Origin of the sequence: Brevibacterium oceani (genome assembly GCF_017948325.1) — a bacterium.
GTDB classification, from domain to species: Bacteria; Actinomycetota; Actinomycetes; order Actinomycetales; family Brevibacteriaceae; genus Brevibacterium; species Brevibacterium oceani.
This window is the reverse complement of sequence record NZ_CP072846.1, coordinates 4,279,854-4,304,299: the sequence shown is the minus strand read 5'-3', so window position 1 is coordinate 4,304,299 and position 24,446 is coordinate 4,279,854. Positions and strand designations below refer to the sequence as shown.

The window sequence follows — 24,446 nt, the reverse complement described above, 5'->3', positions numbered from 1 at the left end:
GGAGCGTGATGTGAAACATGACCCCGCCGTTTGACCGCTCGGCGGCGGCCTCGCTAAGATGGAGTGTCCTGTGTACCGGGCTTCATCCGATTATCCTGATCATCTTTGGCTCTTATGCACAGGAGTGCTCGGCGGTCGAGACTCTCACCGCCGTTTTTTGTGAGAACGCACCGGCGTTCACCCGCAACCTAGAAATCGGAGACTGAAGTGAGCAAGCGTACATTCCAGCCCAACAACCGCAAGCGCGCCAAGAAGCACGGCTTCCGTCTGCGGATGCGCACCCGTGCGGGCCGTTCGATCCTGGCCGCACGCCGTCGCAAGGGACGTTCCGAAGTTTCGGCCTGAGTGTGCTCGACGCAGCACACCGGATCCGCAGCGGCGACGACTTCAGACGAGTCTTCAAAGCGGGAGTCCGGGTGCGCTCAGCCCATCTCATGGCGCACAGCCTGAGAGACACCGATGACGCCCACGCCACTCGCGTGGGTTTCATCGTATCTAAGGCCGTCGGCAATGCCGTGGTGCGCAACCGCACGAAACGGCGCCTGCGCGCGATCATGCGCGACCGCCTCGGTGAGCTGAGTCCGGGCGAGCTGTTCGTGCTGCGGGCCCTGCCGCATGCAGCAGAGGCGGATTTCTCCGTCCTCGACTCCGAGGTCGTCGAGCTGATCGACAAGGCGCGGAAGAAGCTGGATCGCCGTGGACGCCGAGCATGATCTGAGACATGTCTCCGAGGTGCCCCGTCGGCCGGCGGGGTTCTGGCCGACGGTGGGCTGGATCTTCAGCATCGGGCCGAGGATGCCGTTCGTCTGGTTCATCAGGGCGTATCGACTGGTCATCTCACCGCTCTACGGCCAGGTGTGCCGGTACTATCCCAGCTGCTCCATGTATGGTCTCGAGGCCTTCGAGATTCACGGTGTTCTCAAGGGGATGGTGTTAACTGGGTGGCGAGTGCTGCGGTGCAATCCGTGGTCCCACGGCGGGGTCGACCATGTGCCGGGCTCGGCACGGGAGGCCAGATCGGCAGACATCCACCGCGACGATCACCGCAGCTGAGACCCTTTCGACTATGCAGGCCCGACATGCACGGCGCTCGGGACTGCCTCGGGGCACAGAAGTCGTGTCGCGAAGACCTGTGAACAATGGCAAGATTAACGACGCGCAAGAGTCGTTGTAACGAGGAGAACTGAATGGACTGGATGGACAAGCTGCTCTACCCGCTGCAGTGGGTAGTTGCTTGGATCCTCGCGATCTTCCACGAGATCTTCACCGCCATCGGCCTGCCCGCCGACAGCGGGTGGACCTGGGTGCTCTCGATCGCCGGACTGACCGTCGTCATCCGCGCTCTCCTCATCCCTCTCTTCGTCTACCAGATCAAGTCACAGCGCAAGATGCAGCTGCTGCAGCCGGAGATCCAGCGTCTGCAGGCCAAATACAAAGGCAAGAAGGACCAGTACTCGCGGCAGGCAATGGCCGAGGAGCAGATGACTCTGTTCCGCGACAACAAGACGAGTCCTTGGGCATCGTGTCTGCCGCTGCTCGTGCAGATGCCGATCTTCTTCTCCCTCTTCCGTGTCATCCACAACATGCCGCAGGTCGCCAGCGGCGACATCGGAGCCATCGGCGGCTTCACTCAGCAGCTGGCGATTCAGGCCGAGAACTCCTCGGTCTTCGGCATCTTCCTGTCCGAGACCTTCCGCAGCCCCGGCGTTGAGGTCAAGCTGCTCACCGGTGTGCTCATCGTCATCATGGCCGCCACCATGTTCATCACGCAGCGGCAGATGATGGCGAAGAACATGTCCGAGGCCGCAATGGCCAACCCGATGATGCAGTCGCAGAAGATGCTGCTCTACGTCATGCCGCTCGTCTTCGGCATCGGCGGCATCTACTTCCCGCTCGGCGTCCTCATCTACTGGTTGGTCTCGAACTCGTGGACCATGGCCCAGCAGCACATGGTCATCCGCAATATGCCCGCTCCTGGCTCGAAGGCCGAGAAGGAGATGCTTGAGCGCAAGGCTCGCAAGGGCAAGGCGGCGAAGCCGAATGAGATCAAGGGCGAGACCGTTGCCGAGGAGGCCCCGAAGAAGAGCGGCCAGCGGCAGCAGCCTGTGAGCAAGAACCGCAAGAAGAACAAGAAGCGCTGAGGACGAACATGACCGAAGAGAAGATCGACGAGACCTCCGAGCAGACGCCGGAAGAGACCTCGACGAAGCCCAGCCGCGCCGAACTCCTCGAAGAAGAGGGCGAGATCGCCGCAGACTACCTCGAAGAACTGCTGGATCTGGCCGATATCGACGGTGACATCGACATCGACGTCGCCGACGGTCGCGCCCAGCTGTCCATCGTATGCGAGGACGAAGAGGACACGAACCTCGGCACTCTCGTGGGCAAGGACGGACGCACCCTCGGGGCCCTGCAGGAACTCAGCCGCCTTGCCGTGCAGACGCAGACAGGTCAGCGCTCTTGGCTGATGCTCGACATCGACGGATTCCGCAACAGCCGTCGTGAAGAGCTCATCAAGAAGGCCAAGCGCGCCATCGATGAGGTCAAGGAAGGGGCCGCGGGGTTCGCCTTCAATCCGATGAACAGTTTCGAACGCAAGATCATCCACGATCAGGCGGCTCGTGCCGGACTGGTGTCCGAGTCCGAGGGAGAAGGCGACGGCCGTCATGTCGTCATCCGGCCCGCCGATGACTGATCAGACCGACGTCGAATCGGATAGTCCCGAGATCGAAACACCTCCGGCCGGCACCGAGGAGTACTTCGGCGCTGCCTTCCCTGCTGCGCAGCGCTATGCCGAGCACCTGGCGGGCACCGGCATCGAATGGGGTCTCATCGGCCCGCGTGAGGTCGACCGGCTGTGGACGAGGCACATCCTCAACTGCGCGGTGGTCTCCGAATACGTCGACGACGGTGACGTCGTCGGTGATGTCGGCAGCGGTGCAGGCCTGCCCGGCATTCCGATCGCGCTGCTGCGCCCAGAGGCCAAAATCGTGCTGATCGAACCGATGGAACGCCGCGTCGAATGGCTGCGGATGGTCGTCGACGACCTGGGACTGGAGAACGTGCGCATCGTCCGGGCCCGGGTCGAAGAACTCGTGGACGAGGAGATGTTCACGGTCGTCACCGCTCGCGCTGTCAAAGCAATGACGACTCTCATCGAATGGACTCGAGAAGTCATCAGTCCCGGAGGGCGGATTCTGGCCCTCAAAGGCGCTTCTGTCGAGGGTGAGCTGCTCAAGGCGAAGAAGCTGATCAAACGCTATCGTCTGTCGCAGCCCACGGTTCACGTCGTCGATGGGGGCGGCCTCCTCGATGTCCCGAGTCGTGTCGTCGAGATCGTGAAGAAATAGTACGAAGTAGAGTTGGTCTAGGCTGGATCAGAGTCTTGTGAAACCGATGGATGATGGAGTGCGCCCTATGCCGATCATGGACGAGTCGTCTCCCATTGGTGCCGCGATCGCCCGGGACAACCGGCGTGCGGATCGACTGTCGCAGACGACCTTCCCACGGCCCGACTCGACTCGGATCTTCACGATCGCGAACCAGAAGGGCGGCGTCGGGAAGACCACGACGGCGGTGAACATCGCAGCGGCCCTGGCCAATCAGGGTCTCAATGTGCTGCTCATCGACATCGATCCGCAGGGCAATGCGAGTACCGCACTGGGGATCGACCACTATTCCGAGGTCACGAGCATCTACGATGTGCTCATCGACGACGTGCCGATGCGCGAAGCGGTCGCGCAGTGCCCCGATTTCGATACGCTCAGATGTGTTCCGGCGACGATCGACCTTGCGGGCGCCGAGATCGAACTGGTGTCCCTGGTGGCCAGGGAACAGCGTCTGCAGCGTGCGCTGGGCATCTACCTCAGGGAAGAGGAGGAAGCCGGTCAACGTGTCGACTACATCATCGTCGACTGCCCACCGAGTCTGGGCCTGCTGACCGTGAATGCCTTCGTGGCCGCCCGTGAGGTCCTCATCCCCATCCAGTGTGAGTACTACGCGCTCGAAGGCTTGAGCCAGCTTCTCAAGAACATCCAGCTCATTCAGAAGCATCTCAATCCTGAACTCGCGATCTCCACTATTCTGCTGACGATGTACGACGGCCGGACGAATCTCAGCGCGCAGGTGGCCGAGGACGTCCGCACACATTTCCCGGAGCAGGTGCTCGGAACCGCGATTCCTCGCTCGGTGAGGATCTCCGAAGCTCCGAGCTACGGGCAGACTGTCATCTCATATGACCCACACTCGAGCGGTGCACTCTCGTACCGTGAGGCCGCCGAGGAAATTGCGAATCGAGGAGTAAGTCGTGGCTGAACGCAAGAAACGGGGTCTGGGTCGAGGACTCGGAGCTCTGATTCCAGACGCGAACTCCAACGAGCGTCCTGTCGACGTCTTCTTCTCCGGAGGAGAGACGGAACGGGAGGGTGAACAGACCCAGAAGAGTTCACGGACGGCACGCAATGACCCGGCCGCGTCGATGCAGTCGTCCCGCCGTCGCAAGACCAAGGCGGGCTCTGGGCCGAAGACCGCGAACACCGAAGAGTCCACAGGTACGGCGGACACCGGAGCCGGTACGAAGTCCGGCGGAGCGACGAAGACGTCCACCGGTAATGCAAAGACCTCGGACTCGAAATCTGCCAAGGCGAGCTCGACTTCGGCGAAGGCCGGTGCTTCGAAGGTCGGTTCAGCGAAGACCTCGAAGGCAGAGTCGACTTCTGCCAAGTCCGGCGCATCGAAAACCGCTGCATCCAAGAGCGGTACGTCGCAGCCGGTGGGAGCGAAGGCGGGGGCAACGAAGTCGTCCGGTAAGTCCGCCGGCACTCAGGCAGCGAGTTCGAAGGCCAGCGGAACGAAGTCCTCCCCGTCCTCGACCAGAGCGGGTAACTCATCGACCTCTACGAAGGCGTCGGCAAAGGCGGGCTCTGCCAAGGCACCCTCAACGGGCTCTTCTCCGTCGAAGCCTTCTGAATTGGCCGAATCACCTGTCGAGCCCGAATCTGCGGCTCAGACGGCGCGTTCGGTCGATGATGGCATCAAGGTCGATCGTGAGGCTCGTTCAGGCTCTGAGGCTTCGTCTGCGGCGTTTGCCGACGTCCTCGAGGACGTGCGTGAGACTCATCCTGGCGTGTTCACATCATCAGGTCACGAGAACACCGATGAAGCAGCAACTGGTTCGTCGGAGGACGACAGCGGCGTGGATGCCATTGGAGCGACACGCAAGAGAACTACTGATGTAGTGTCGTCTGGCGGTGGTCGGAACTCCGAGACCGCGCCTGCCGCTGAAGCGCCGGTGGCTGCGACTCCTGCTGATTCGGTCCCAGGTGTCGGTGAATCCGGCAAAGACGACGAATTTGGCGATATTGATGAAGCCGACGACAGTTCGGCAAGCGATTCAACAGACTCTGATCAGGCTTATGACGGTGTCGAGTCGATCCCGGACACGGAATTCGGTGAGATCGAAGTCGATCTCATCGATGCGAACCCGCGGCAGCCCCGTACGGTCTTCGACGAAGATCTGCTCGCCGAACTCGTCCACAGCATTCGCGAGATCGGCGTTCTGCAGCCCGTTGTCGTTCGCCAGAAGCCGAGCGATCGCAGCCGCTTCGAACTCATCATGGGTGAGCGGCGTCTGCGCGCTACGAAGGATGCGGGTCTGTCAACGATCCCCGCGATCATTCGCTACGTCGAAGACACCGATCTTCTCCGCGACGCGCTTCTTGAGAACCTTCACCGCGCAGAGTTGAATCCCTTGGAAGAGGCTGCGGCATATGGACAGCTGCTTGAGGACTTCGGCTGCACTCAGGAGGAGCTGTCCGAACGTATCGGACGATCACGTCCGCAGATCTCCAATACGCTTCGTCTTCTGCGTCTGCCTCCATTGGTTCAACGTCGAGTTGCGGCCGGCGTTATTTCGGCCGGTCATGCGAGGGCCATCCTTGGTCTGCGGGACCCGGAGCATATGGAAGTTCTGGCGCAGAGGATCGTAGCGGAGGGACTTTCGGTCAGGGCATCCGAAGAAGCGGTCGTCCTGCTCAATCGCGGTGATTCGATCAATGTTTCACGTGCAACATCGAAGGTTGCTCCTGAATTCTTAGCTGTGGCGGAGCGTCTCGGGGACCGTCTGGATACGAAGGTGAACATCTCCGTCGGTAAGAAGAAGGGCAAGCTGAGCGTCGAGTTTGCGAATCAGGAGGATCTCGACCGCATTCTCGGCCTGTTGGGAATCAGCGAGGCTGCTAGCGAATAAGAGTCTTTGAGTTCCTAATCGTTTCGAACTCGGAACCCCGGCGATTTTGTTCGCCGGGGTTCTCTTCTGTTCGCACGACGAGCGCAGTATGCATCCGGATATGCACTATGGCGTTGGGGTGGGGTCCCGTTCGGCCGTCCTCGCGTCTCTTGGCGTTTCACGTGGAACATTTCGGACTGAATTCCACGGCGTCGGCCCGATGCGCGCTCTTCCTTTAGTAGAACACCCGCGATCCGCTTGTAGCTTCCAGGTGAGCGACAACCGTCGCGGTTTCACGTGAAACATAATTTCTGCTCAGATCTCCGTCCATGAAGTTGCATTATATGTTCACATAGCAGCTGGTTGACGGCCGCATTTCGTGGCAATTGGGCGTTGTCGAAGCTCCAACCGGTTCGCGATTCGACATCAGACGCCTGTCATTGCAAGCCGGAAGGTGGTTGTCTTATGGGAGGTGCGAGCGTTCTTCTGCAGATGGCACCTCGTTCCGACCTATCGTCCTACAAGGGTCTTCGAAAGAACTGCTAAAGAGGACGCGACGTTAGTGCGCCACCTTTGAGCGATCGTGCCCGAAGGGTACGCCCAAGGGTTTTCTATCGCGTCCAACATTTTGGGCTTATGAATCGCTGATGAGTTCATATACAGAGCCCAAACGGTTTCACGTGGAACATTTCGGAGTCACGCAAATTTCGCTTGTTCGGGTGTCTTTGGAATCCCCCAATCGATGCGGAGCCACTACCGGGTTGATTGAAGCTTTACCTGCAACGGGTTCGACGTTCGGTTCTCTCAGCTTTGCACTCGTTTCACGTGAAACGGGATCAGCCGTGGCTATAAGGACAATGTTTGGAGGGTTCCACGTCTTTCATACGTGGTATGTGCAGTATTCGCAATATCTTGCTGAGAGTACACGTCGGACCTGACTGGGAAGACCATTGCTCTGATAGTGGAGGAGAATGAGGCTGGCTCTGTGAGTTGGCGCTAAGCACCGTGTGTCGCACTCGGTCAAGATTCGCCTTTCGCTTCATCCGGATGGTATTGAATGTGGCCCCAGGTGTCGCAGTCAAGATCGTGCTCGGATGAGTTGTTTCACGTGAAACATACGCGGCCGTTCCTTCATAGGTTGGCCAGCACATGGGAATTTGAAGGGTGGTACTGAACCGACTGAAGTACACCATACGCAACCGGAAGACCGCGTCGTGAGGTACCCGTTCCACGTGAAACTTGTTCCTCGGGAGCCGTCGGTAGTGATGCCGGTGGGTGACAGTACGTGGACTAGAGATCGAAATCTACCTGGTGGTCGGATCGGACGGCAGCTCGACAATATCAATTGCTAAGCCCGCAGGACTGGGAGCCCCCCGGGAGCCTGATATCCGACTCCGCGCCAGAAGGAGCCCACGCCGAAGTTTAAACGGGGCGGTTCTGTGTTCCACGTGAACCATCCCCCCGTGGAACATTCACTCGGTAGCTGATGCTGGCCGCGAGCCATGATCTGCGATCGTGACATCTGTTCGTTGGCGGATAGGGCCGTATGACGGACTAGGAGCGGAAAGGCCGATTGAAAGCGACCACCACTCTCTGTAGAGAATTATATGTGAGCTAATGAATGATCGATATACGCCCTGGACGAGGGCACCATCTAGGTAAACGAGATTTCGGCTGAACTCCGTTTCACGTGAAACGGCAGTAACGAAGCAATGGATTCTTCGGCGGCAACAGAGGCTCGACACAATTGGCGCTGGGTGAGCGCACCAATGATGTATGTGTGTTGACATCGGAGTGGGATTCGGTATCCGCTCCAAGCGCGGCAAATGTGGATATCCAACGTGCGTTGGCATGGCAAGTGGTACAGACTGTTTCACGTGAAACACGGGCAGAAAGACGAACTGGCCATCTCACCTAGGGGTCTCTGGCTCTGGGTCTGATTGTTCGTAACAATGCGCGCCGAAGTGGAAGTAGGAGAATATATCAGTTGAGAACCGGATGGAAGTCGGTGGCGCGTGTAGATCAGATCGAGTTCGTGAATGAGTTGAAGCGGGCCGTGTGAGTGCCGAAGCCAGCTAGCTGTCGTCGATAGCGGAGGCCTCGGGGCCTGTGGCCATAGCAGTATCGGCACAAAGCGAGATTCTGGTATCGAGCTGTGATCGCCTCATCTGGCTGGGAGAGAGCCGAATGGAAGAAGGTTCAGCCGAAGGCCTTGATCTCTTCAAGGCTGAGTGTACCGGTCTGAGGATCCTTATCCTCAAGAATGTAGAGACGCTGCAACCCGACCGCAATTCCGTCCGCAATGGAATCACGAATATTCGGATCCTGTAGGCGATCCCGATCATCTTCGTTCGTGAGGTAGCCGGTCACGACGTGGATCTTCGGTGTCTTCAGACGTTTGAGCGATGACCACGTACGGGCATGAGTGCGGCAGTCCAGCATGCCGGTCCTTGCGACGACCTCCCCTTGGATGAGTTCTGCAAGCTTCTGCCCGGTCGGAGAGTTCAGATCGGACTTGCGTTCATGTCCGAAATAGAAGGTTGCGATACCGTTGGCATCCTTTGACTTGCTGACATCGGCCGTCACTGTGATGACAGCAGAAGCGCCAAGACCATCGGCCCTGTTGACCTCGGCGGCATCGCCCTCGAGCAAGATCGCCCCGGCGCCGATCGCCTCGAGACGGCCGACAAGGCGGTTTGCTATATCGGAAGTGACCTGACGCTCGAGTTCGGACTGCTCCTCGGTCATTGGAAGAGTCTCGAAATCTACAACTGTAGTTGCTGCCTCGATGACAAAGGTTCGCCCCACGAGAGACGTGCCGGATGCTGCTACTCGGGCGCGTTCCTGGAGGGCGAAGAGATTGCCGGTGTCTTGGTTGCGATCGATGGCGGCGAGTCCACGCAGGGTCTGGGGTCCCGTGACACCGTCGACCTTCGTTCCCAGGCTCATCTGGAGTTCCTTCACCGCGGCTTCGGTGAGGGCGGCGTATTCGGAGTCGATGCGCCCCGGATAGAAGCCGAGCCCGGCCAGTTGGGTCTGGAGGCGGACGACATCGTCGCCTGTGAGGACCCTGACGGGGTCAAAACGGAGGACACGATCACCCAACTGGAATCGCGCCTGTTCCAGCTCTGAGAATGTCTCAGGGCCTAGCACACCGTCGCAGAGAATTCCCCTGTCCTGTTGGAACTGTCGTACTCCGAGTTCGAAAGCTCGATCGAAATCGGCCGATGCGACGTCCCCGACACTGAGTCCCAGCCGGGCCATCTGTGATTTGAGGGTGGGCAGCATCTCAGAAATGTCGCCACGCGAATAGCGTGGTTGGTTTGTATTCGTCAATGCGTTGCCAATCGTGTGTGAAACGGGTCGAGGGTCAGTGTGCTGGTGCAGGTGTATGCGTGCAGGTGCAGATACGCCTAAGGCGCCTGTTGATACTACAACAGGCGCCTTAGAGATCGATCAGATGAAGTCGGAGAGCTCATCTTCGAGGGCAGGCTTCGGTCGTGCACCGATGATGGTCTTGGCGACTTCCCCGTCCTTGAAGACGTAGAGGGCCGGGATCGAGGTGATTCCGTAGGTGCTCGCGGTCTCAAGGTTCTCGTCGGTGTTGACCTTGACGACATTGAGCTTCTCGGCGTTCTCCTCCGCGATCTGGTCGACGATCGGGCTGACCATGCGGCAGGGTCCGCACCAGGGTGCCCAGAAATCGACGAGCACGGGCTTATCGGACTTCAGAACGGTCTCTTCGAACGTGGCGTCAGTGACTTCTGTCGACATGAGCAGCCTTTCTCTTCAGGAACGGTTTTCTCTATCATGAACAGTGGGTCTGTCGGTTTCATTCCCCACTCGCCCGTGGGCGATGGTGGTCAGGACCCGATGGGAGCGGCCTCGGCTATCGCGGGCTTCTGTGCCGCCTCGAGGTCTGCGAGGTAGTGTTCGGCATCGAGAGCTGCAGAGCACCCGGATCCGGCCGCAGTGATGGCCTGACGGTAGACCGAGTCAATGACATCTCCGGCGGCGAAGACACCTTCGACCGAGGTCTTCGACGAGCGTCCATCCACGCGGAGGTAACCGTCGGCGCGGAGGTCGAGCTGATCGGCGAACAGGCTGGTGCGCGGATCCGATCCGATGGCCACGAACATGCCTGTGACCGGCAGTTCCGAGGTCTCGCCTGTGACGGTGTTGCGGATGGTCAGTCCCGTGAGCGAATCCTCACCGTGGACCTCGGCGACCTCACTGTCGAAAAGGAACTCGAGCTTCTCGTCGGCCCTGGCCCGATCCTGCAGCGCCTGCGACGCGCGCAACTCCTGGCGACGGTGGACGAGAGTGACCTTCGAGGCGAAACGGGTGAGGAATGTTGCTTCCTCGAGAGCGGAGTCGCCACCACCGATGACGGCGATGTGCTGGTCGCGGAAGAAGAATCCGTCGCAGGTGGCACACCAGCTGACTCCGTGGCCGGAGAGCTGCTTCTCATTCGGCAGTCCCAGCTCACGATAGGCAGAACCGGTCGCGAGGATGACGGACTTCGCTGTGTAGCGTGCGCCGAGTGCGGTTTCGATCTCGTGTGCACCGGGGTTGAGCTTGAGGCTTGAGACATCGTCGTAGATCACCTCGGCACCGAACTTCTCGGCCTGCTCCCGCATGCTCTCCATGAGTTCGGGACCCTGCACGCCTGCGGGGAATCCGGGGAAGTTCTCCACATCGGTGGTGTTCATGAGTTCGCCGCCGGCGGTCACCGATCCGGCGATCACCACGGGTGAGAGGTTCGCACGCGCCGCGTAGACAGCTGCGGTGTAGCCGGCCGGCCCCGACCCGATGATCACCAGTTGAGTATCAGTCATGTGAAAAGATCCCTGTTTCTGCTTGCTGTGCCCGGCGCGTCACGGCGTGTCGCGCGGAATGACATTCGTACCTATAACCGTACGGTGCCGAAGACTATTCCGCACCTGTCCGCCTCGAACCAGGCTGCGATCGAACGACCGGCGAGCCGGCGTTCGAACAGCGAGGCCTGCGGTGGCCTACTTGAATGAGACCGAGCTGATGGTCGCTTTGTATCCGCCTTCGGTCTGTGGAAGCTCGGTCACCCAGAGGATGAGCGTGTCCGTGGTGACCTTCTCGTCGAACTTGACCGTGACACCGCCGTCGGAGTCGAAGGTGCCTTTCCCGATGACCTTCGCGTCCTCAGGATCGTCTCCGTCGCGGATCTCGAACTTTCCGCCGGAATTGTCCGAAAAGACCTTGGCCTGGCTGACGGTCGCCTCGTCCTCGAATTGGAAGAGCAGTCCGACGCCCGACTTCAGGTTGCCGAACTCGGCCGAGTTGTAGCGGTCGGTATTCCACGCACCCTCGGCCTTCGGGATCACGTTCTCGGTTTCGCTGTCGTGTTCCTCACCGTCGCCCTCGGGGTCCAGCGACTCGACAGAATCGATCGTCACCGGCTCGGCCTTCGGAGACTTCGTCTCCTTCTTCTTCGTCGGCTCTTCGCTCGGCGCGGACGACTCGGTCACCGGCGTCGACTCGTCGTCGCCGGAGTTGAGGTTGATGACGACGATGCCGAACACGATGACCGCGACGACGACGAGACCGAGGACCAACCACAGGAACGGCTTGCGAGTTGCCGCCGGATCACGGTCCTCAGGGCCTGGGCCGCCCGACGAACCGGATCCGCCGGCGGAACCGCCGCTCCCGGCGGCGGCGCTGTGTCCAGCCCCGGTGCCGGAGGAACCGCCTGCAGCAGCCCCGGCACCCACGGCTGCGGCCCCTGCTACGCCGGCCGCTGCCGCGCCGAAATCGGCCGAGCGTGGCGACGGCTTCGTGCCTTCAGCGGATTCGCTGTGCTGCTGACGGGGTGCGCCCGCAGCCTTGCGTTGGGCCGGTTTGACCGAAGACGAACTTGCGGCGGGACCGGAACCCGTCGACGAACTCGCTGATGAGCCGGCCGACGAACCGCCACCCGTCGATGACGTCGTGTTCGCGGCCGGGCCCGGACCCGCCTCGGCGACGGTGTCCGGCGACAGTCGGCGCATCTCCTTCGGAGGCGAGGAGGCATTGGCCTCCTCCTGCCGGGCCGCGGAACTCGCTTCGAAGGCGGCGAGGCGCCTGCGCGCCTCGTCCTCCTTCGCCTTCGCGATGCGGCGCTCGCGTTCGTACTCTCGCCGCTGGTGTTCGCGCTGCTGTTCGTTCGTCTCGAACATCCCGCCGAGGAACCAGGACCCGTCGTCCTCATCCTCTTCGTTGTCCATGATCACGCGGGTGTCGTTCTCATCACCCTCGTCCTCCGGGACGATCTCGAGAGCCTGAGTGTCCGGGTCGGGATCCTCCTCCCGGCTCATGATCGGGGTCGTGAGGTTCTCGTCGTATTCGTGAGCGGCGTACGCCGAATACTCGGAGTAGGTCTGTTCCGGCTCCCATTCCTCCCACTCCTGGGCGGCGTTGTCGAGTTGCTCTTTGCCGATGGGGAAGCTCGAGGCCTCACGCATCTGCATCCGATCGGCGTAGCGGCCCGTGGTGTTCCCGACGACTCCCGCGGCCAGACCGCGTGTGCCGGGTCGAGTGATGCCGATGCGGACGAGAGCGGCCTGCACCTGGTCCTCACTGGCCCCGGCCGAGCCGTCGGGGCCGGAACCGATCGACCGGGACCGCGGCGCCGGCAGACTCGTCGCCTCATCGAAGCTGCGCGGAGAGCTGTCGAAGAGAGTGTCGTTTTCGGTCGCCGGGGCGCGGTTGACATAGCGCAGGAGCTGCGGATCCCAGTCGTCGATGTAGCCGAGCACCTCGGCGACCGACCCGGGCCCGGGGTCCGAACCGGTGATGATGCCGCTGACGAAATCGTCGAGTTCGTCGGAGACCTCGGGGTTGAGAGCCTTGACCCGCGCGATCCGGGCATTCTCCTTCTCTGCGGGAGGAATGCCGTCGAAGGCCTCATCGCCGGGCCAATACCCGGTCAGAGCCGTGTAGAAGAGCTGGACGAGAGCCAGCGCGTCCCGCCGTGATGCCTTCGTCGGCGTGTAGTCCGTCTGCTCGACGAGCCCGGTGTCCAGCGCCAGTGCCGCATCGACGCCGATGCCTGCGATGACCACCGCACCCTTCGAGGTCAGACCCACCACGCTCGGGCGCAGGAACATGTGGAACAGTCCGCGCCGGGCCGAGGTCACCAGGGCCGAGCCGACCTCGCCGATGAGGGCGCAGGCGGCGTCGACGGGCAGCGGCGAACGCGGCAGGATCTGATTGCACGGGGTGACCGCGATGCGTTTGATGACGATGTAGTCCAGCCCGTTCGAATGACCGACGTCGAGCGTCGGGGCGATGCGCGGATCACCGAGGATCGACACACGGCGGGCTGCTTCGAGGACATCATTGGATCCATCGGCATCGGCGACGAGGATGAGGACGGGTTCGTCGAGGATCGCGTCCAGGCCTGTGCAGACGGCGCCGACATCGGGCTTCTCGGGCAGCCAGCGACGGTCGACAGTCGATACGACGTAACGGCCGGCCACCACCATGCCGGGTTCGATATCGATCAGGGCGACCACCTCCGGTGGGGATTGAAAGGGATCAGGCTGCTTTTCTTAGTTTTCCAGCAACCACGTCAATAATCGAATGCAACTCTCTGACTCTGAGCAAATAGCAAGCTCCGATGAAGAAGGCGAGCATCACGATTCCCACGCCTGCCGTCGAGGCCAACGCCGGCCAGCGGCCGGAGAGAGCGAAGTCCGGGAAGAAGCTGAGGAGTCCGAAGCCGGCACCGCCGGCGACGATGGCCGCGAGGAGGAACTTGAAGTGTGAGGTGAGGATTTCGCGCAGATCGATTTCGCCGAGGCGCTTCTTCAGGACTGCGAACGAGATGATCATCGCCATGAGGTAGCCGAGGCTCATGATCAGACCGATGATCGCCACGGTCACCGACTTCGGGAAGATCGATGCCGAAAGCACCGCCAGGGACTGGAAGACGATCTGCGGCAGCTGGATGAGGAACGGAGTCTTCGCGTCTCCGTAGGCGTAGAACACGCGCTGTGCCAGATAGTTCGCGCTGAAGGGAACGAGGCCGAAGACCATCGTGATGATGACCAGACCGATGGCCATGGCCTGCTCGCGACCAGGACCGGCGATGATCATCGCCACCGGCGAGGCGAGGACGACGAGGGCGGCGAGTGCGAAGGTATTGACCATGCCGACCATCCGCACACCCATCGAGAAGTCGCCGACCACCGCCTCGGTGTCCTCATCGGCCGCATTCTTGGCCAAGGAGGTGAACAGGGCGGTCGCCAGGGACACCGCGATGAGCGAATGCGGGAGCATGAAGACGAGGTAGGCGTTCGTATACGCCGTGTTCGCGGCGTTGCCGTCGCCGGGAACAGAGGCTCCCGAGGCGACGCGGGAGATGATGAGGAATCCGATCTGGCCGATGAGCATCGCCGCGAATGTCCAGAACGCGACCTTCCCGGCCGACCCCAGGCCGACTCCGCGGAAGCCGAACGTCGGCTTGTATTTGAAGCCGATCCGTTTGAGCGGCCAGATGAGGATGAGCGCCTGAGCGACGACGCCGAGAGTCGCGGTGCCGGCGATGAGGGCGATCTTCTCTGGCGTCCACGTGTCGAGGTTGTGCGGGGATGCGTCGTTGCTGCCGAAGACGAGGATGAAGACGGCGAGGCCGGCGATCGCGACGACGTTGTTGAGCACGGGTGCCCACATGTAGGGGCCGAACGAGGATTTCGCGTTGAGCACCTGACCCAGCAGCGTGTAGAGGCCGTAGAAGAACAGCTGCGGCAGGCACCAGTAGGCAAACGCGGTGGCCAGAGCCAGCTGCTCGTGGCTCCACCCGGAAGAGTAGAGCCACACGAGCAGCGGTGCCGCCAGTGTCGCGACGACGGAGACCAGGCCGAGGATGAGGAAGGACAGGGTAAGCAGACGGTTCGTGAAGTCCGTGCCGCCGTCCTCACGCTTCGAAGCACGCACCAGCTGCGGGACGAGCACGGCGTTGACCACACCGCCGGCGAGCAGCATGTAGAGGGTGTTGGGCACCTTGTTCGCGACGTCGAAGGCGTCGGCCTGCACGTAGACCACGCCGATTGCCATGGCCAGCATCGAGGCCTTGACGAATCCGAGGACGCGGGAGGTCAGTGTGCCCGCGGTCATGATCGCCGAGGACCGGGCCAGGGATGAGAAGCCGGACACGTTCTACCTCTTTTCGTTCTCGTCGGTCTGAGCGCGGGCCATCGCATCGGCCAGCTGGTCTTCGGGGATCTTCGGGCGACCTCGGGCGATCGTTTTGACCAACCCGATCACGAACACCGCGGCCAGCGCCAGTCCGATCACCGCTGTGCCGATGTTCTCCCAGTCGGCACGCACTCTGACCATGAGCGATTCGTGTTTGGGTAGGACGACGTCGTCGGCCGAGACCATTTCGATCGTCGTCGGAACGTCCGCATTGGCCAGCCCTTCGACGGGCACGTCGACGCGCATCGTCTCCGCCGGCGGCACCTTCACGGTCGTCGTCTCCTGCGCCCGCAGCTGCGGGGTCGCCGGTTTCATCCGGATCCTCAGGCTCGCCTCGGCGGGGGAATCATTGACGATCGTCACCGGGATCGTCGTCTCCTCCCCGGTCACGAGGAGAACCGAGGATCCCTTCCGCAGGTGCAGGCTGTCCATGAGCTTCGTGCTCTGCTCACGCGCCGCTCCCGCACAGATGTTCGCGTTCCTGCCCAGGGTCCACGCCGCCGAGGTGCAGCTGAGCAGCTCCCGATCCATCCGGATGTCCGCGCTGTCCCGATCGGTGAAGACGCTGTTGAAATCCTCCTGCTCGGCCCGAGTCTGGCCCAGGGATCGCACGGCACGCGCACGGATGTGCGGTGCGTCGGAGTCCGACTGGAGCAGTCCGCGCTGAGTGGAGGGAGAGTCGAGCAGATCGTCGACCCCGGTGGGGGCGATCCAGGGCGCGGAGGTGAGCGTCTCGATCGTGTCCTCCCATCCCGCCGAGGCGGCCGCACGTGGGAGCGGAACGAGCAGTTCGCGTGTGCGGTAGGGGGCTTCGGATTGGATCGCCGCCGACTTCGCGACGAGCTCGGACAGCGCCGAGGCGGGATGATCCGAGGCGATCGCCTCGGCGCTCTGATCCGTCAGCCCAGTGTCCGTGACGAGGGTGTCGATCGTCGACTCCCCATCGTCGGTGGTCGTCGTCTGCGAATGCGCATCGTCGCGGATGCCGGTCGTCGACGGCTGCTGTTCATCGCTGACGATCGCGGTGGAGTTGCCCGTCTTCTCCAGTGCGCGCAGGCCGGACTTCGTCGCGCTGCCGGCCACCGGCCAGGCGATGTCCGCCCGGGCGTCGGGGAACACATCGGAGACGATCGAGCGCTGTTTCTGCGCGAAGTCGCCGAGCCGGTCGATCTTCGTCCCGCGCAGAGAGCTGAGGTCCGGATCGCCGAAGGGCAGGGCGACGATCGTGTGCTTCTGCGCCTCGGATACGAAGTCCTGATACCAGGAGTCCAAGCGTTTGCGCTGATCCTCTTCGGCCTTGAGCTCGGCCGCGCTGGCGTCCTCGTCGGTGTCCTCGGCGGCTCCGGCAGGCGGGGTCTGCGTCTCCGCACCGTCCTTGTCCGCAGGCTCTTCGGTCTCTTCGGGGGCGTCGCTGTCGGGCGGTTCGGCGATCGCGGCTTCGAAGGAGGTCAGCACCCGCGGGTCGATGGCCAGTCCGAGCTTCTTGTGCTCGAGCAGCTTCTTCACCGTCGCGAGCGAACCGCCGTCGGCGATGGCATCGTCGAGGCGGTCGGGGCTGATGAGCCCACCCTCCGAGTGCCCGGGCAGGGTGACGGGAGCGAGCAGACTGACCTTCGTCTGATCGAACTTCGGGCTCGGGTACCACGTGGTGAAGCCGATCTGGGAGGCACGCAGTCCGGTGGAGTCGCCGAGCTGCACGGCCAGTCCCCGCGGACCCCATGAGCTCACGGGCGAGGACTTGCTCAGGCCGAGATCGTCGGCGGGGACTTCGAAGGTGAACTCATACGAGGCGCCGGGGTCGATCTTGTCATCGAAGGTCGCATCGACTTCGGGTGCCTTGGAGTCGTCATCGCTGCGGTTCTTCTCGGCCTTCTTGCGGGCCTCGGGTCCGTCGTGTTCGAGGTCGGCGATGGTCCGGTGCCGTGCCTGACTCTGCTTCCACGCGCTGATGCGCGATTCCGAATCGAGGGTGCGCGTCGACATCTCGAGTCCCAGGCTCGGCTTCTCGATCGCCTTCTTGGTGCCGTTGGACACGAGCCCGCGGACCGTGAGCGTTCCCTTCTCATCGACCCAGGGGGTCACCTCGTCGATGCGGACCGAGACGCCGGAGCCCTGCGCGGCGTCGTTGCCGGATCCATCGGACGCTGATCCATCGGAGCCGGTATTCGCGGTCGGGCTCGCGGCCACGTTCGTCGTGGCCTCCGCCGAGGTGGCCGTGAGGAGCGGAAGTGCGAAAACCGGCCCTGCGAGCAGGAAGAGGATGCTCAGCAGGGCGATGAGGAAACGCGGGCGGTGGACGGGAATGGGTTTCACTGCTCCATTCGGGAGACCATCGGTCGGGCGGCGGCGACGATGCGGCGTTCGTTGGCGAACGAGAGGCGCGAACGCAGCTCATTGAAGGGCACCCATGCCGCATCGATCGCTTCTTGGTCAGGATCATTATCCACGGTCAGCGTTCCCGATTGTGCACGGAGCAGGAAATGGTGGACGAGTTTGTGGATCCGGATGCCGGTGACGGTGAACCAGTAGTCGACGGTTCCCAGGGGGCAGATGATCTGGCCGGCGATCCCGGTCTCCTCTTCGACCTCACGGCGGGCCGCCTCGGCGGGGGTCTCCGTCCCTTCGAGATGGCCCTTGGGAAGGCACCATTCGATCCGACCGGCCCGATTGATCCGGGCGATGACGGCCACGGTCAGCCGCGGATGGGAGAAGTCGACGACGATGCCACCGGCGGAGATCTCCTCCACCGTGGTGCGGCGGGACGTTCGGGGTCCCGGCTTGGGCATCGGTGTGGTCATTCTCCTACCTTAGTAGGCAAAGCTTGGAAGTTCCGTGTCATCGGCGCCCGGTAGGCTTACCGTGACGAGAACTTCCGCCTGCCCGCGGGCGGCACTTGCCGGACGAGCAGGACCCAAGAATAAGGAGCTCGGTGGATCCGCAGACCGCGCACACCCGACTGCACGACAAGCTCGACGAACTCGAGCACATCCTCGGCCCGCTGGGTCAGAGGTTCTCCGAGGCCGGATTCGAACTCGCCCTCGTCGGCGGGTCGGTCCGTGATGCGCTGCTCGGTCGCCCGATGCCAGACCTCGACTTCACCACCGATGCGCACCCGGATGACATCCTGGCCCTGATCAGGGACTGGGTCGACACGCATTGGGACATCGGACGCGAGTTCGGCACGATCGGGGCGGTGAAGTCCGGTGTGCAGATCGAGATCACGACCTATCGCGCCGAGGCCTACGAGTCGGATTCGCGCAGACCCGTCGTGCGCTTCGGCACCGACCTCGATGCCGACCTCGTGCGCCGCGACTTCACGATCGGGGCGATGGCGATCCGCCTGCCGGGCAAGACCTTCGTCGACCCGCATCGCGGCTTCGACGATCTCATCGCCGGACGCATCCGCACGCCCGGAGCGGCCGCAGACTCCTTCTCCGACGACCCGCTGCGGATGATGCGGGCCGCCCGCTTCACCTCGCAGCTGGGCCTCGACCCCGTCGTCGAGGTGGAAGAGGCGATGACGGCGATGGCCGAGCGGATCGACATCATCTCCGCCGAACGCGTCCAGGTCGAACTGTTCAAACTCATGACCGGCATCGACCCGGCCGCCGGCGTCGACCTGCTCGTGCGCACCGGCATCGCCGATCACGTCCTGCCCGAGGTGGCGGGACTGCGACTGGAGACCGACGAGCACCATCGGCACAAGGACGTCTACCAGCACTCGCTGACCGTGCTGCGTCAGGCCGTCGACCTCGAGGCCCGCTACGCTGCGGCGCAGCAGGAGGCCGGAATGGCCGATGACGACCCGCAGCGGCTGCGGGCCCCCGATTTCGTGGTCCGCTTCGCCGCGCTCATGCACGATGTGGGCAAGCCGGCGACCCGGCGCTTCCAGCCCGGCGGCGCGGTGACCTTCTACCACCACGATGCGGTGGGGGCGAAGCTCACGGCCAAGCGGATGAAGGCGCTGCGCTTCGACAAGGACACGACGAAGGCTGTCGGCCGCCTCGTCGAGCTGCACCTGCGCTTCTACGGCTACGGCGATGCCGGGTGGACGGATTCGGCGGTGCGTCGCTACGTCACCGATGCCGGCCCGCTGCTCTCCCGCCTGCACATCCTCACCCGCGCCGACGTGACGACACGGAACAAGAAGAAGGCCGACCGTCTGGCGTTCGCCTACGACGACCTCGAAGAGCGGATCGAGGCGCTCGCCGAACAGGAGGAACTCGCAGCGATCCGGCCCGACCTCGACGGCAAGCAGATCATGGCGATCCTCGACATCGAACCATCACCGCTGGTGGGCAAGGCATACAAGCATCTCCTCGAGCTGCGGATGGAGCACGGGCCTTTGGGACCCGAACGCGCCGAGGCGGAGCTGCGGTCCTGGTGGGAGACGCAGAGCGGGTGAGAGACCCCGCTGAGCTCTTCGCAGCGTGGTGCTGATAGCTTCGGTATCGCGTAGATTTGTGCTCGACGTCACAGCATGTGACGGCGGCGATGATGTGAGGAGACAGCCATGACAGTGACCGAGGAGTTCCGGGCAGCCCGAGACCAGCTGATCGAGCTTCGCACCGACTATGAAGCCGCCCGTTCGACCTTCGAATGGCCGCGCTTCACCCACTTCAACTTCGCCCTCGACTGGTTCGACAAGGTCGCCAAGAACAACGACAACCCGGCCCTGTGGATCGTCGAGCAGGACGGAACCGAGGGCAAGTGGAGCTACGCCGAGCTCTCGGCACGGTCGAACCAGGTCGCCAACTACCTCCGCCGCGCCGGAGTCAAGCGCGGCGACCATGTCATGGTCATGCTCAACAACCAGGTCGAGCTGTGGGAGACGATGCTCGCCGGCATCAAGCTCGGTGCGGTGCTGCTGCCCGCGACCACCCAGCTCGGCCCCATCGATCTGGCCGACCGCGTCGACCGGGGCCGCGCCGAATTCGTCGTCGCCGGTGCCGCTGATGCCCAGAAGTTCGATGACGTCGAGTCCGACGTCGTGCGCATCGTCGTCGGTGCCGACGCCACCCGTCAGCAGGACTACACGTACTCCGAGGCCGCCGAGGAGAGCACATCGTTCGACCCGCAGGGCCAGTCGCGGGCCGATGACCTGCTGCTGCTCTACTTCACCTCGGGCACGACGTCGAAGGCGAAGATGGTCGCGCACTCGCACGTCTCCTACCCCGTCGGACACCTGTCGACTATGTACTGGATGGGTCTGACTCCCGGCGATGTCCATCTCAACGTCGCCTCGCCCGGCTGGGCCAAACACGCGTGGTCGAACATCTTCACCCCGTGGATCGCCGAGGCCTGCGTGTTCCTCTACAACTACTCGCGCTTTGACGCGAACGCTCTGATGGAGACCATGGACCGGGTCGGCGTGACGAGCTTCTGCGCCCCGCCGACCGTGTGGCGGATGCTCATCCAGGCCGACCTCGGTCACCTCAAGACCCCGCCGCAGAAGGCTCTGGGGGCCGGCGAACCGCTCAACCCCGAGGTCATCGACCGGGTCAAGAGCGACTGGGGTGTGCTCATCCGCGACGGCTTCGGCCAGACGGAGACGACCCTGCAGGTCGGCAACTCACCGGACCAGCCGCTCAAGTACGGTTCGATGGGCAAGGCGCTGCCCGGCTTCGATGTCGTCCTCATCGATCCCAGCACGGGCGAGGAAGGTGACGAGGGTGAGATCTGCCTCCGTCTCGATCCCCGCCCGATCGGTCTGACCAGCGGCTACTGGAGCAACGAGGAGAAGACCGCCGAGGCGTTCGAAGGCGGTGTCTACCACACCGGTGACGTGGCTCAGCGTGACGAGGACGGCTACATCACCTACGTCGGTCGCGCCGATGATGTGTTCAAGGCCAGCGACTACCGGCTCTCCCCGTTCGAGCTCGAGAGCGTGCTCATCGAACACGAAGCCGTCGCCGAGGCGGCTGTCGTGCCGTCGCCGGACCCGGTGCGCCTCGCGGTGCCGAAGGCCTATGTCGTCGTGTCCGAGAAGTTCGCCGCCGACTCCGAGACCGCACGGTCGATCCTCGCGTACTGCCGGGAGCACCTGGCCCCGTACAAGCGCATCCGCCGCCTCGAGTTCGCGGAGCTGCCGAAGACGATCTCCGGCAAGATCCGTCGCGTCGAACTGCGGGCGCGCGAGGACCAGCTGCACCCCTTCAGCGGCGAGCCGGGCGTAACCGGCGAGGAATACGCTGACACTGACTTCGACCTCAGGGGCTGACGGGGGCCCGATAGCGTTGGCGGCGCTCGTTCAAGGCTGAGCGCGTCTGTGGATCGGTCCTCCGGTCTGCAGACGCGCTTCGCCTTGAATGACGGAAATGGGCAGGTAAGGGAAGACTGAGATCGTGAATGTGAGCAAACACGCACATGTCATGGTTGACTCCGGCTCGGTGAATTAAAATGCCTGGTGAGAGTTCATATGAGGCATTACTCGATGTACCATTTGGTAACCTCGGCCGGTGATCGGGCGGGTGGTTCAGCACTTTTTCACGGTCTACTAAAGAAGGCGTGCGAAACTGATTTGCGTCTTTGACCTTTTTCGGACCTCGTCGCCACGCATTGCGGCAGGCTGACTGACCTGGAGGACCTTGGGTGGCTAAGGGACAACACACAGCCAAGAACATCGGCAGAAATACGAAGAATCTGCTCAATTACCCCCGTGCGGGTGTGAGCGGGTGGACTCGTTACCTGCCGAGCATCCGCATACTCGTCGTCGGCGGGCTCAGCCTCGTCATCGCGCTGTGCGTGCTCTTCGCCGTCGGATACGCTTCGACGGACATCCCCGAGCCGAACCTCGAGGCGACCGGTCAGACGTCGACGATCTACTACAGCGACGGCAAGACCCCCATCGGCCAGTACAAGGTGGAGGACCGCAAGTCCGTCGAGATCGACGAGATCTCCGAGCCCATGCAGAAAGCCGCGATCGCCGCCGAGGACACCTCGTTCTACGAGAACCGCGGCATCTCGATCAAGGGCCTCTCCCGTGCCGTGGTCGGCGTGGCGACGAACAAGTACGCGGGCGGCGGTTCGACGATCACCCAGCAGTACGTGAAGAACTTCTACCTCACGAATGAGCACTCGTTCGATCGCAAGATCAAGGAGATGTTCATCTCGCTCAAGATCGACCAGCAGCAGTCGAAGGATCAGATCCTCGCGAACTACCTCAACACCATCTACCTCGGTCGTCGTTCCTACGGCGTCGAGGTGGCCGCACAGAACTACTTCGACAAGCCGGCCTCGGAGCTCAACCTCAGCGAGTCCGCACTGCTGGCCGCGATGATCCAGCGCCCGGGGGCCGCCGATCCCTCGGACGACCCCGGTGCCTACCAGGATCGCTTCGACTACGTGGTCAAGAACATGGTCGACGAGGGCTTCATCACCGAAGAGCAGGCCGCGAAGATCAAGATGCCCGAGGTGCGGAAGCAGAACAAGGAGTCCTCCCTGTCCGGCCAGAAGGGCTACATGTGGGACTTCGTGCGGCGTGAGGCGCTGCGCAAGCTCGACATCGACGAGGCGCAGCTCGACCGCGGCGGCTACAACATCGTCACGACCTTCGACAAAGACCGGATGAAGGCAGCCGAGAAGGCCATCAAGACACTGCCGCAGCAACAGCCCGAGGGCATGCAGGCCGGACTCGTCTCGATCGACCCGGACAACGGCGGAATCGAAGCCTTCTACGGCGGCAAGAACTACCTCGATCAGGCATTCAACGCCTCGACACAGAGCCACGTCCAGGCCGGTTCGACGTTCAAGCCCTTCGCCCTCGTGGCAGGGCTGGAGAACGGTGTGCGCCTGACCGACACCTACCCGGGCTCCAGCCCGACATCGATCGACAACAATGGCAGGCCATGGCCGGTGAACAACTTCGGCAATACCAGCTACGGACCCGTCAGCCTTCTCAAGGCGACGCAGTCCTCGATCAACACCGCCTACGCCGCGCTGAACGTGCAGGTCGGGACTGACAAGACGATCGACGCTGCCACCCGAGCTGGAGTCAGTCCTGCCTGTACCAAGAAGGACGTGAAGGCCGGCAACACGGGCGGGTGCACCCTCGATATGGATGCGGCGAATCCGTCGACTGTGCTCGGTGTTCCCAGCGTCAAGCCGATCGATATGGCCTCGGCGTATGCGACCTTTGCCGCCAATGGTGTTCACCACGAGACGCACTCGATCAAGAAGATCAATCAGGGTGCCGAGGACAAGGAAGTGTACAAGGCCGAGTCCAAGGGCAAGCGCGTCTTCGACAAGGCTGTCGGCGCTGAGACCTCATACGCTCTGAGCCAGGTCGTCCAGGGCGGTTCGGGCAGCTACGCCCAGAACCTCGGACGGCCGGCGGCCGGAAAGACCGGTACGACGACCAACAATACGGCCGCCTGGTTCTCTGGCTACACCCCGAACCTCGCGACTTCGGTCGTGCTCTACCGCGAAGTCGATGGCAAGCAGACGTCGATCGGCGCCTATGGTGGCCGCGGCGAGGTCACCGGTGGTTCGTTCCCGGTGCAGGTCTGGACCGACTACATGCAAAAGGCTCTCCAGGGTGAGAAGGTCGAACAGTTCCCGGCCCGCGGCGAACTGCCTGACAAGCCGAAGCCGAAGAACACCAACGCTCCTGCGGCCCCGGAGCCTGAGCCGAAGGCACCGTCGGGTTCCAACAGCGGCAGCGACGGAGACAAGACCAAGGCTCCTGTCGGAGAGCCGAAGGACGATGAGGACGAGAACAAGGACTCGGATTCCAAGGAGGACGAGAAGGGCAAGGAAGAGGGCTCGAAGGACGGGTCCGACGACTCCAAGGACTCCGGTGACAAGGACTCGAAGGATGGTTCTGAAGGCGGCGACGGCGATAAGTCCAGCGGCGGAGGAGACGAAAAGGGCTCCGGCGGCGATGGAGACGACAAGAATGAGAACGATCCGCCCGTTGAGAACCCGGTGCCCAAGCCGCCGGATAGCCCAGGCGACGGCACCGATAAAGGCCTCGGAGGCGACGACTGACCGCGGCTGACCGGTAACC

At 62.7% G+C, this 24,446-nt stretch carries 18 protein-coding genes; 11 read left to right on the top strand and 7 right to left on the bottom strand.

The features are described from left to right. Positions 1-207 precede the first annotated feature (207 nt). The 8 genes from rpmH (at position 208) to J9314_RS19030 (ending at position 6,247) form a co-directional block, all read left to right on the top strand. Positions 208-345 carry a 50S ribosomal protein L34 gene (gene rpmH, locus J9314_RS19065; protein ID WP_166975345.1) on the top strand — a complete coding sequence of 46 codons (138 nt, stop codon included), beginning with the start codon at positions 208-210 and terminating at the stop codon, positions 343-345. 2 nt (positions 346-347) lie between these two features. Then, positions 348-713: a ribonuclease P protein component gene (gene rnpA / locus J9314_RS19060; protein ID WP_210603826.1), complete on the top strand. Its 366-nt coding sequence runs from the start codon at positions 348-350 to the stop codon at positions 711-713. Beyond that, positions 697-1,053, top strand: coding sequence for a membrane protein insertion efficiency factor YidD (gene yidD, locus J9314_RS19055; protein WP_246490522.1), 357 nt, complete (start codon positions 697-699; stop codon positions 1,051-1,053). The genes rnpA and yidD overlap by 17 nt, the downstream gene beginning before the upstream one ends. Positions 1,054-1,187: 134 nt before the next feature. Then, on the top strand, positions 1,188-2,141 hold the full coding sequence (gene yidC, locus J9314_RS19050) for a membrane protein insertase YidC (RefSeq protein WP_210603825.1): 954 nt from the start codon (positions 1,188-1,190) through the stop codon (positions 2,139-2,141). Positions 2,142-2,149: 8 nt separating this feature from the next. After that, complete coding sequence (locus J9314_RS19045) at positions 2,150-2,695, top strand: Jag family protein (RefSeq protein WP_210603824.1); 546 nt, start codon at positions 2,150-2,152, stop codon at positions 2,693-2,695. Next, complete coding sequence (gene rsmG, locus J9314_RS19040) at positions 2,688-3,350, top strand: 16S rRNA (guanine(527)-N(7))-methyltransferase RsmG (protein ID WP_246490521.1); 663 nt, start codon at positions 2,688-2,690, stop codon at positions 3,348-3,350. Before J9314_RS19045 ends, rsmG begins: the two co-directional genes overlap by 8 nt. 67 nt (positions 3,351-3,417) lie before the next feature. Then, positions 3,418-4,314, top strand: coding sequence for a ParA family protein (locus J9314_RS19035; protein WP_246490520.1), 897 nt, complete (start codon positions 3,418-3,420; stop codon positions 4,312-4,314). 655 nt (positions 4,315-4,969) lie between these two features. Continuing rightward, positions 4,970-6,247 carry a ParB/RepB/Spo0J family partition protein gene (locus J9314_RS19030; RefSeq protein WP_246490519.1) on the top strand — a complete coding sequence of 426 codons (1,278 nt, stop codon included), beginning with the start codon at positions 4,970-4,972 and terminating at the stop codon, positions 6,245-6,247. A gap of 2,178 nt (positions 6,248-8,425) precedes the next feature. On the opposite strand, the gene J9314_RS19025 is transcribed toward J9314_RS19030, so the two are convergent. The 7 genes from J9314_RS19025 to J9314_RS18995 form a co-directional block, all read right to left on the bottom strand. Continuing rightward, the gene (locus J9314_RS19025) at positions 8,426-9,514 is read right to left on the bottom strand and encodes an N-acetylmuramoyl-L-alanine amidase (protein ID WP_246490518.1); all 1,089 of its coding nucleotides are present in this window, start codon (positions 9,512-9,514) and stop codon (positions 8,426-8,428) included. A gap of 168 nt (positions 9,515-9,682) precedes the next feature. After that, positions 9,683-10,000, bottom strand: a complete 318-nt coding sequence (gene trxA, locus J9314_RS19020) for a thioredoxin (protein ID WP_210603821.1) — start codon at positions 9,998-10,000, stop codon at positions 9,683-9,685. 89 nt (positions 10,001-10,089) lie between these two features. Next, positions 10,090-11,064, bottom strand: a complete 975-nt coding sequence (gene trxB, locus J9314_RS19015; RefSeq protein ID WP_210603820.1) for a thioredoxin-disulfide reductase — start codon at positions 11,062-11,064, stop codon at positions 10,090-10,092. A 177-nt stretch (positions 11,065-11,241) separates the two neighbouring features. Continuing rightward, positions 11,242-13,755, bottom strand: a complete 2,514-nt coding sequence (locus tag J9314_RS19010; protein ID WP_210603819.1) for a protein kinase family protein — start codon at positions 13,753-13,755, stop codon at positions 11,242-11,244. Positions 13,756-13,777: 22 nt separating this feature from the next. Next, positions 13,778-15,397 carry a murein biosynthesis integral membrane protein MurJ gene (murJ, locus tag J9314_RS19005; protein ID WP_210603818.1) on the bottom strand — a complete coding sequence of 540 codons (1,620 nt, stop codon included), beginning with the start codon at positions 15,395-15,397 and terminating at the stop codon, positions 13,778-13,780. Positions 15,398-15,400: 3 nt separating this feature from the next. After that, entirely contained in the window at positions 15,401-17,752 is a 2,352-nt protein-coding gene (locus tag J9314_RS19000) for a DUF6049 family protein (protein WP_246490517.1), read from the bottom strand. Next, on the bottom strand, positions 17,749-18,237 hold the full coding sequence (locus tag J9314_RS18995; RefSeq protein WP_181274264.1) for an NUDIX domain-containing protein: 489 nt from the start codon (positions 18,235-18,237) through the stop codon (positions 17,749-17,751). The genes J9314_RS19000 and J9314_RS18995 overlap by 4 nt, the downstream gene beginning before the upstream one ends. A 131-nt stretch (positions 18,238-18,368) precedes the next feature. Between J9314_RS18995 and J9314_RS18990 the strand changes: the two genes are divergently transcribed. The 3 genes from J9314_RS18990 to J9314_RS18980 all read left to right on the top strand — a co-directional run bounded on the left by J9314_RS18990 (position 18,369) and on the right by J9314_RS18980 (position 24,427). Then, positions 18,369-19,844: a CCA tRNA nucleotidyltransferase gene (locus J9314_RS18990; protein WP_210603817.1), complete on the top strand. Its 1,476-nt coding sequence runs from the start codon at positions 18,369-18,371 to the stop codon at positions 19,842-19,844. Between the two features lie 108 nt (positions 19,845-19,952). Beyond that, on the top strand, positions 19,953-21,659 hold the full coding sequence (locus tag J9314_RS18985; RefSeq protein WP_210603816.1) for an AMP-binding protein: 1,707 nt from the start codon (positions 19,953-19,955) through the stop codon (positions 21,657-21,659). A gap of 371 nt (positions 21,660-22,030) precedes the next feature. After that, positions 22,031-24,427 carry a transglycosylase domain-containing protein gene (locus J9314_RS18980; protein WP_246490516.1) on the top strand — a complete coding sequence of 799 codons (2,397 nt, stop codon included), beginning with the start codon at positions 22,031-22,033 and terminating at the stop codon, positions 24,425-24,427. The last annotated feature ends 19 nt before the right edge of the window (positions 24,428-24,446 follow it).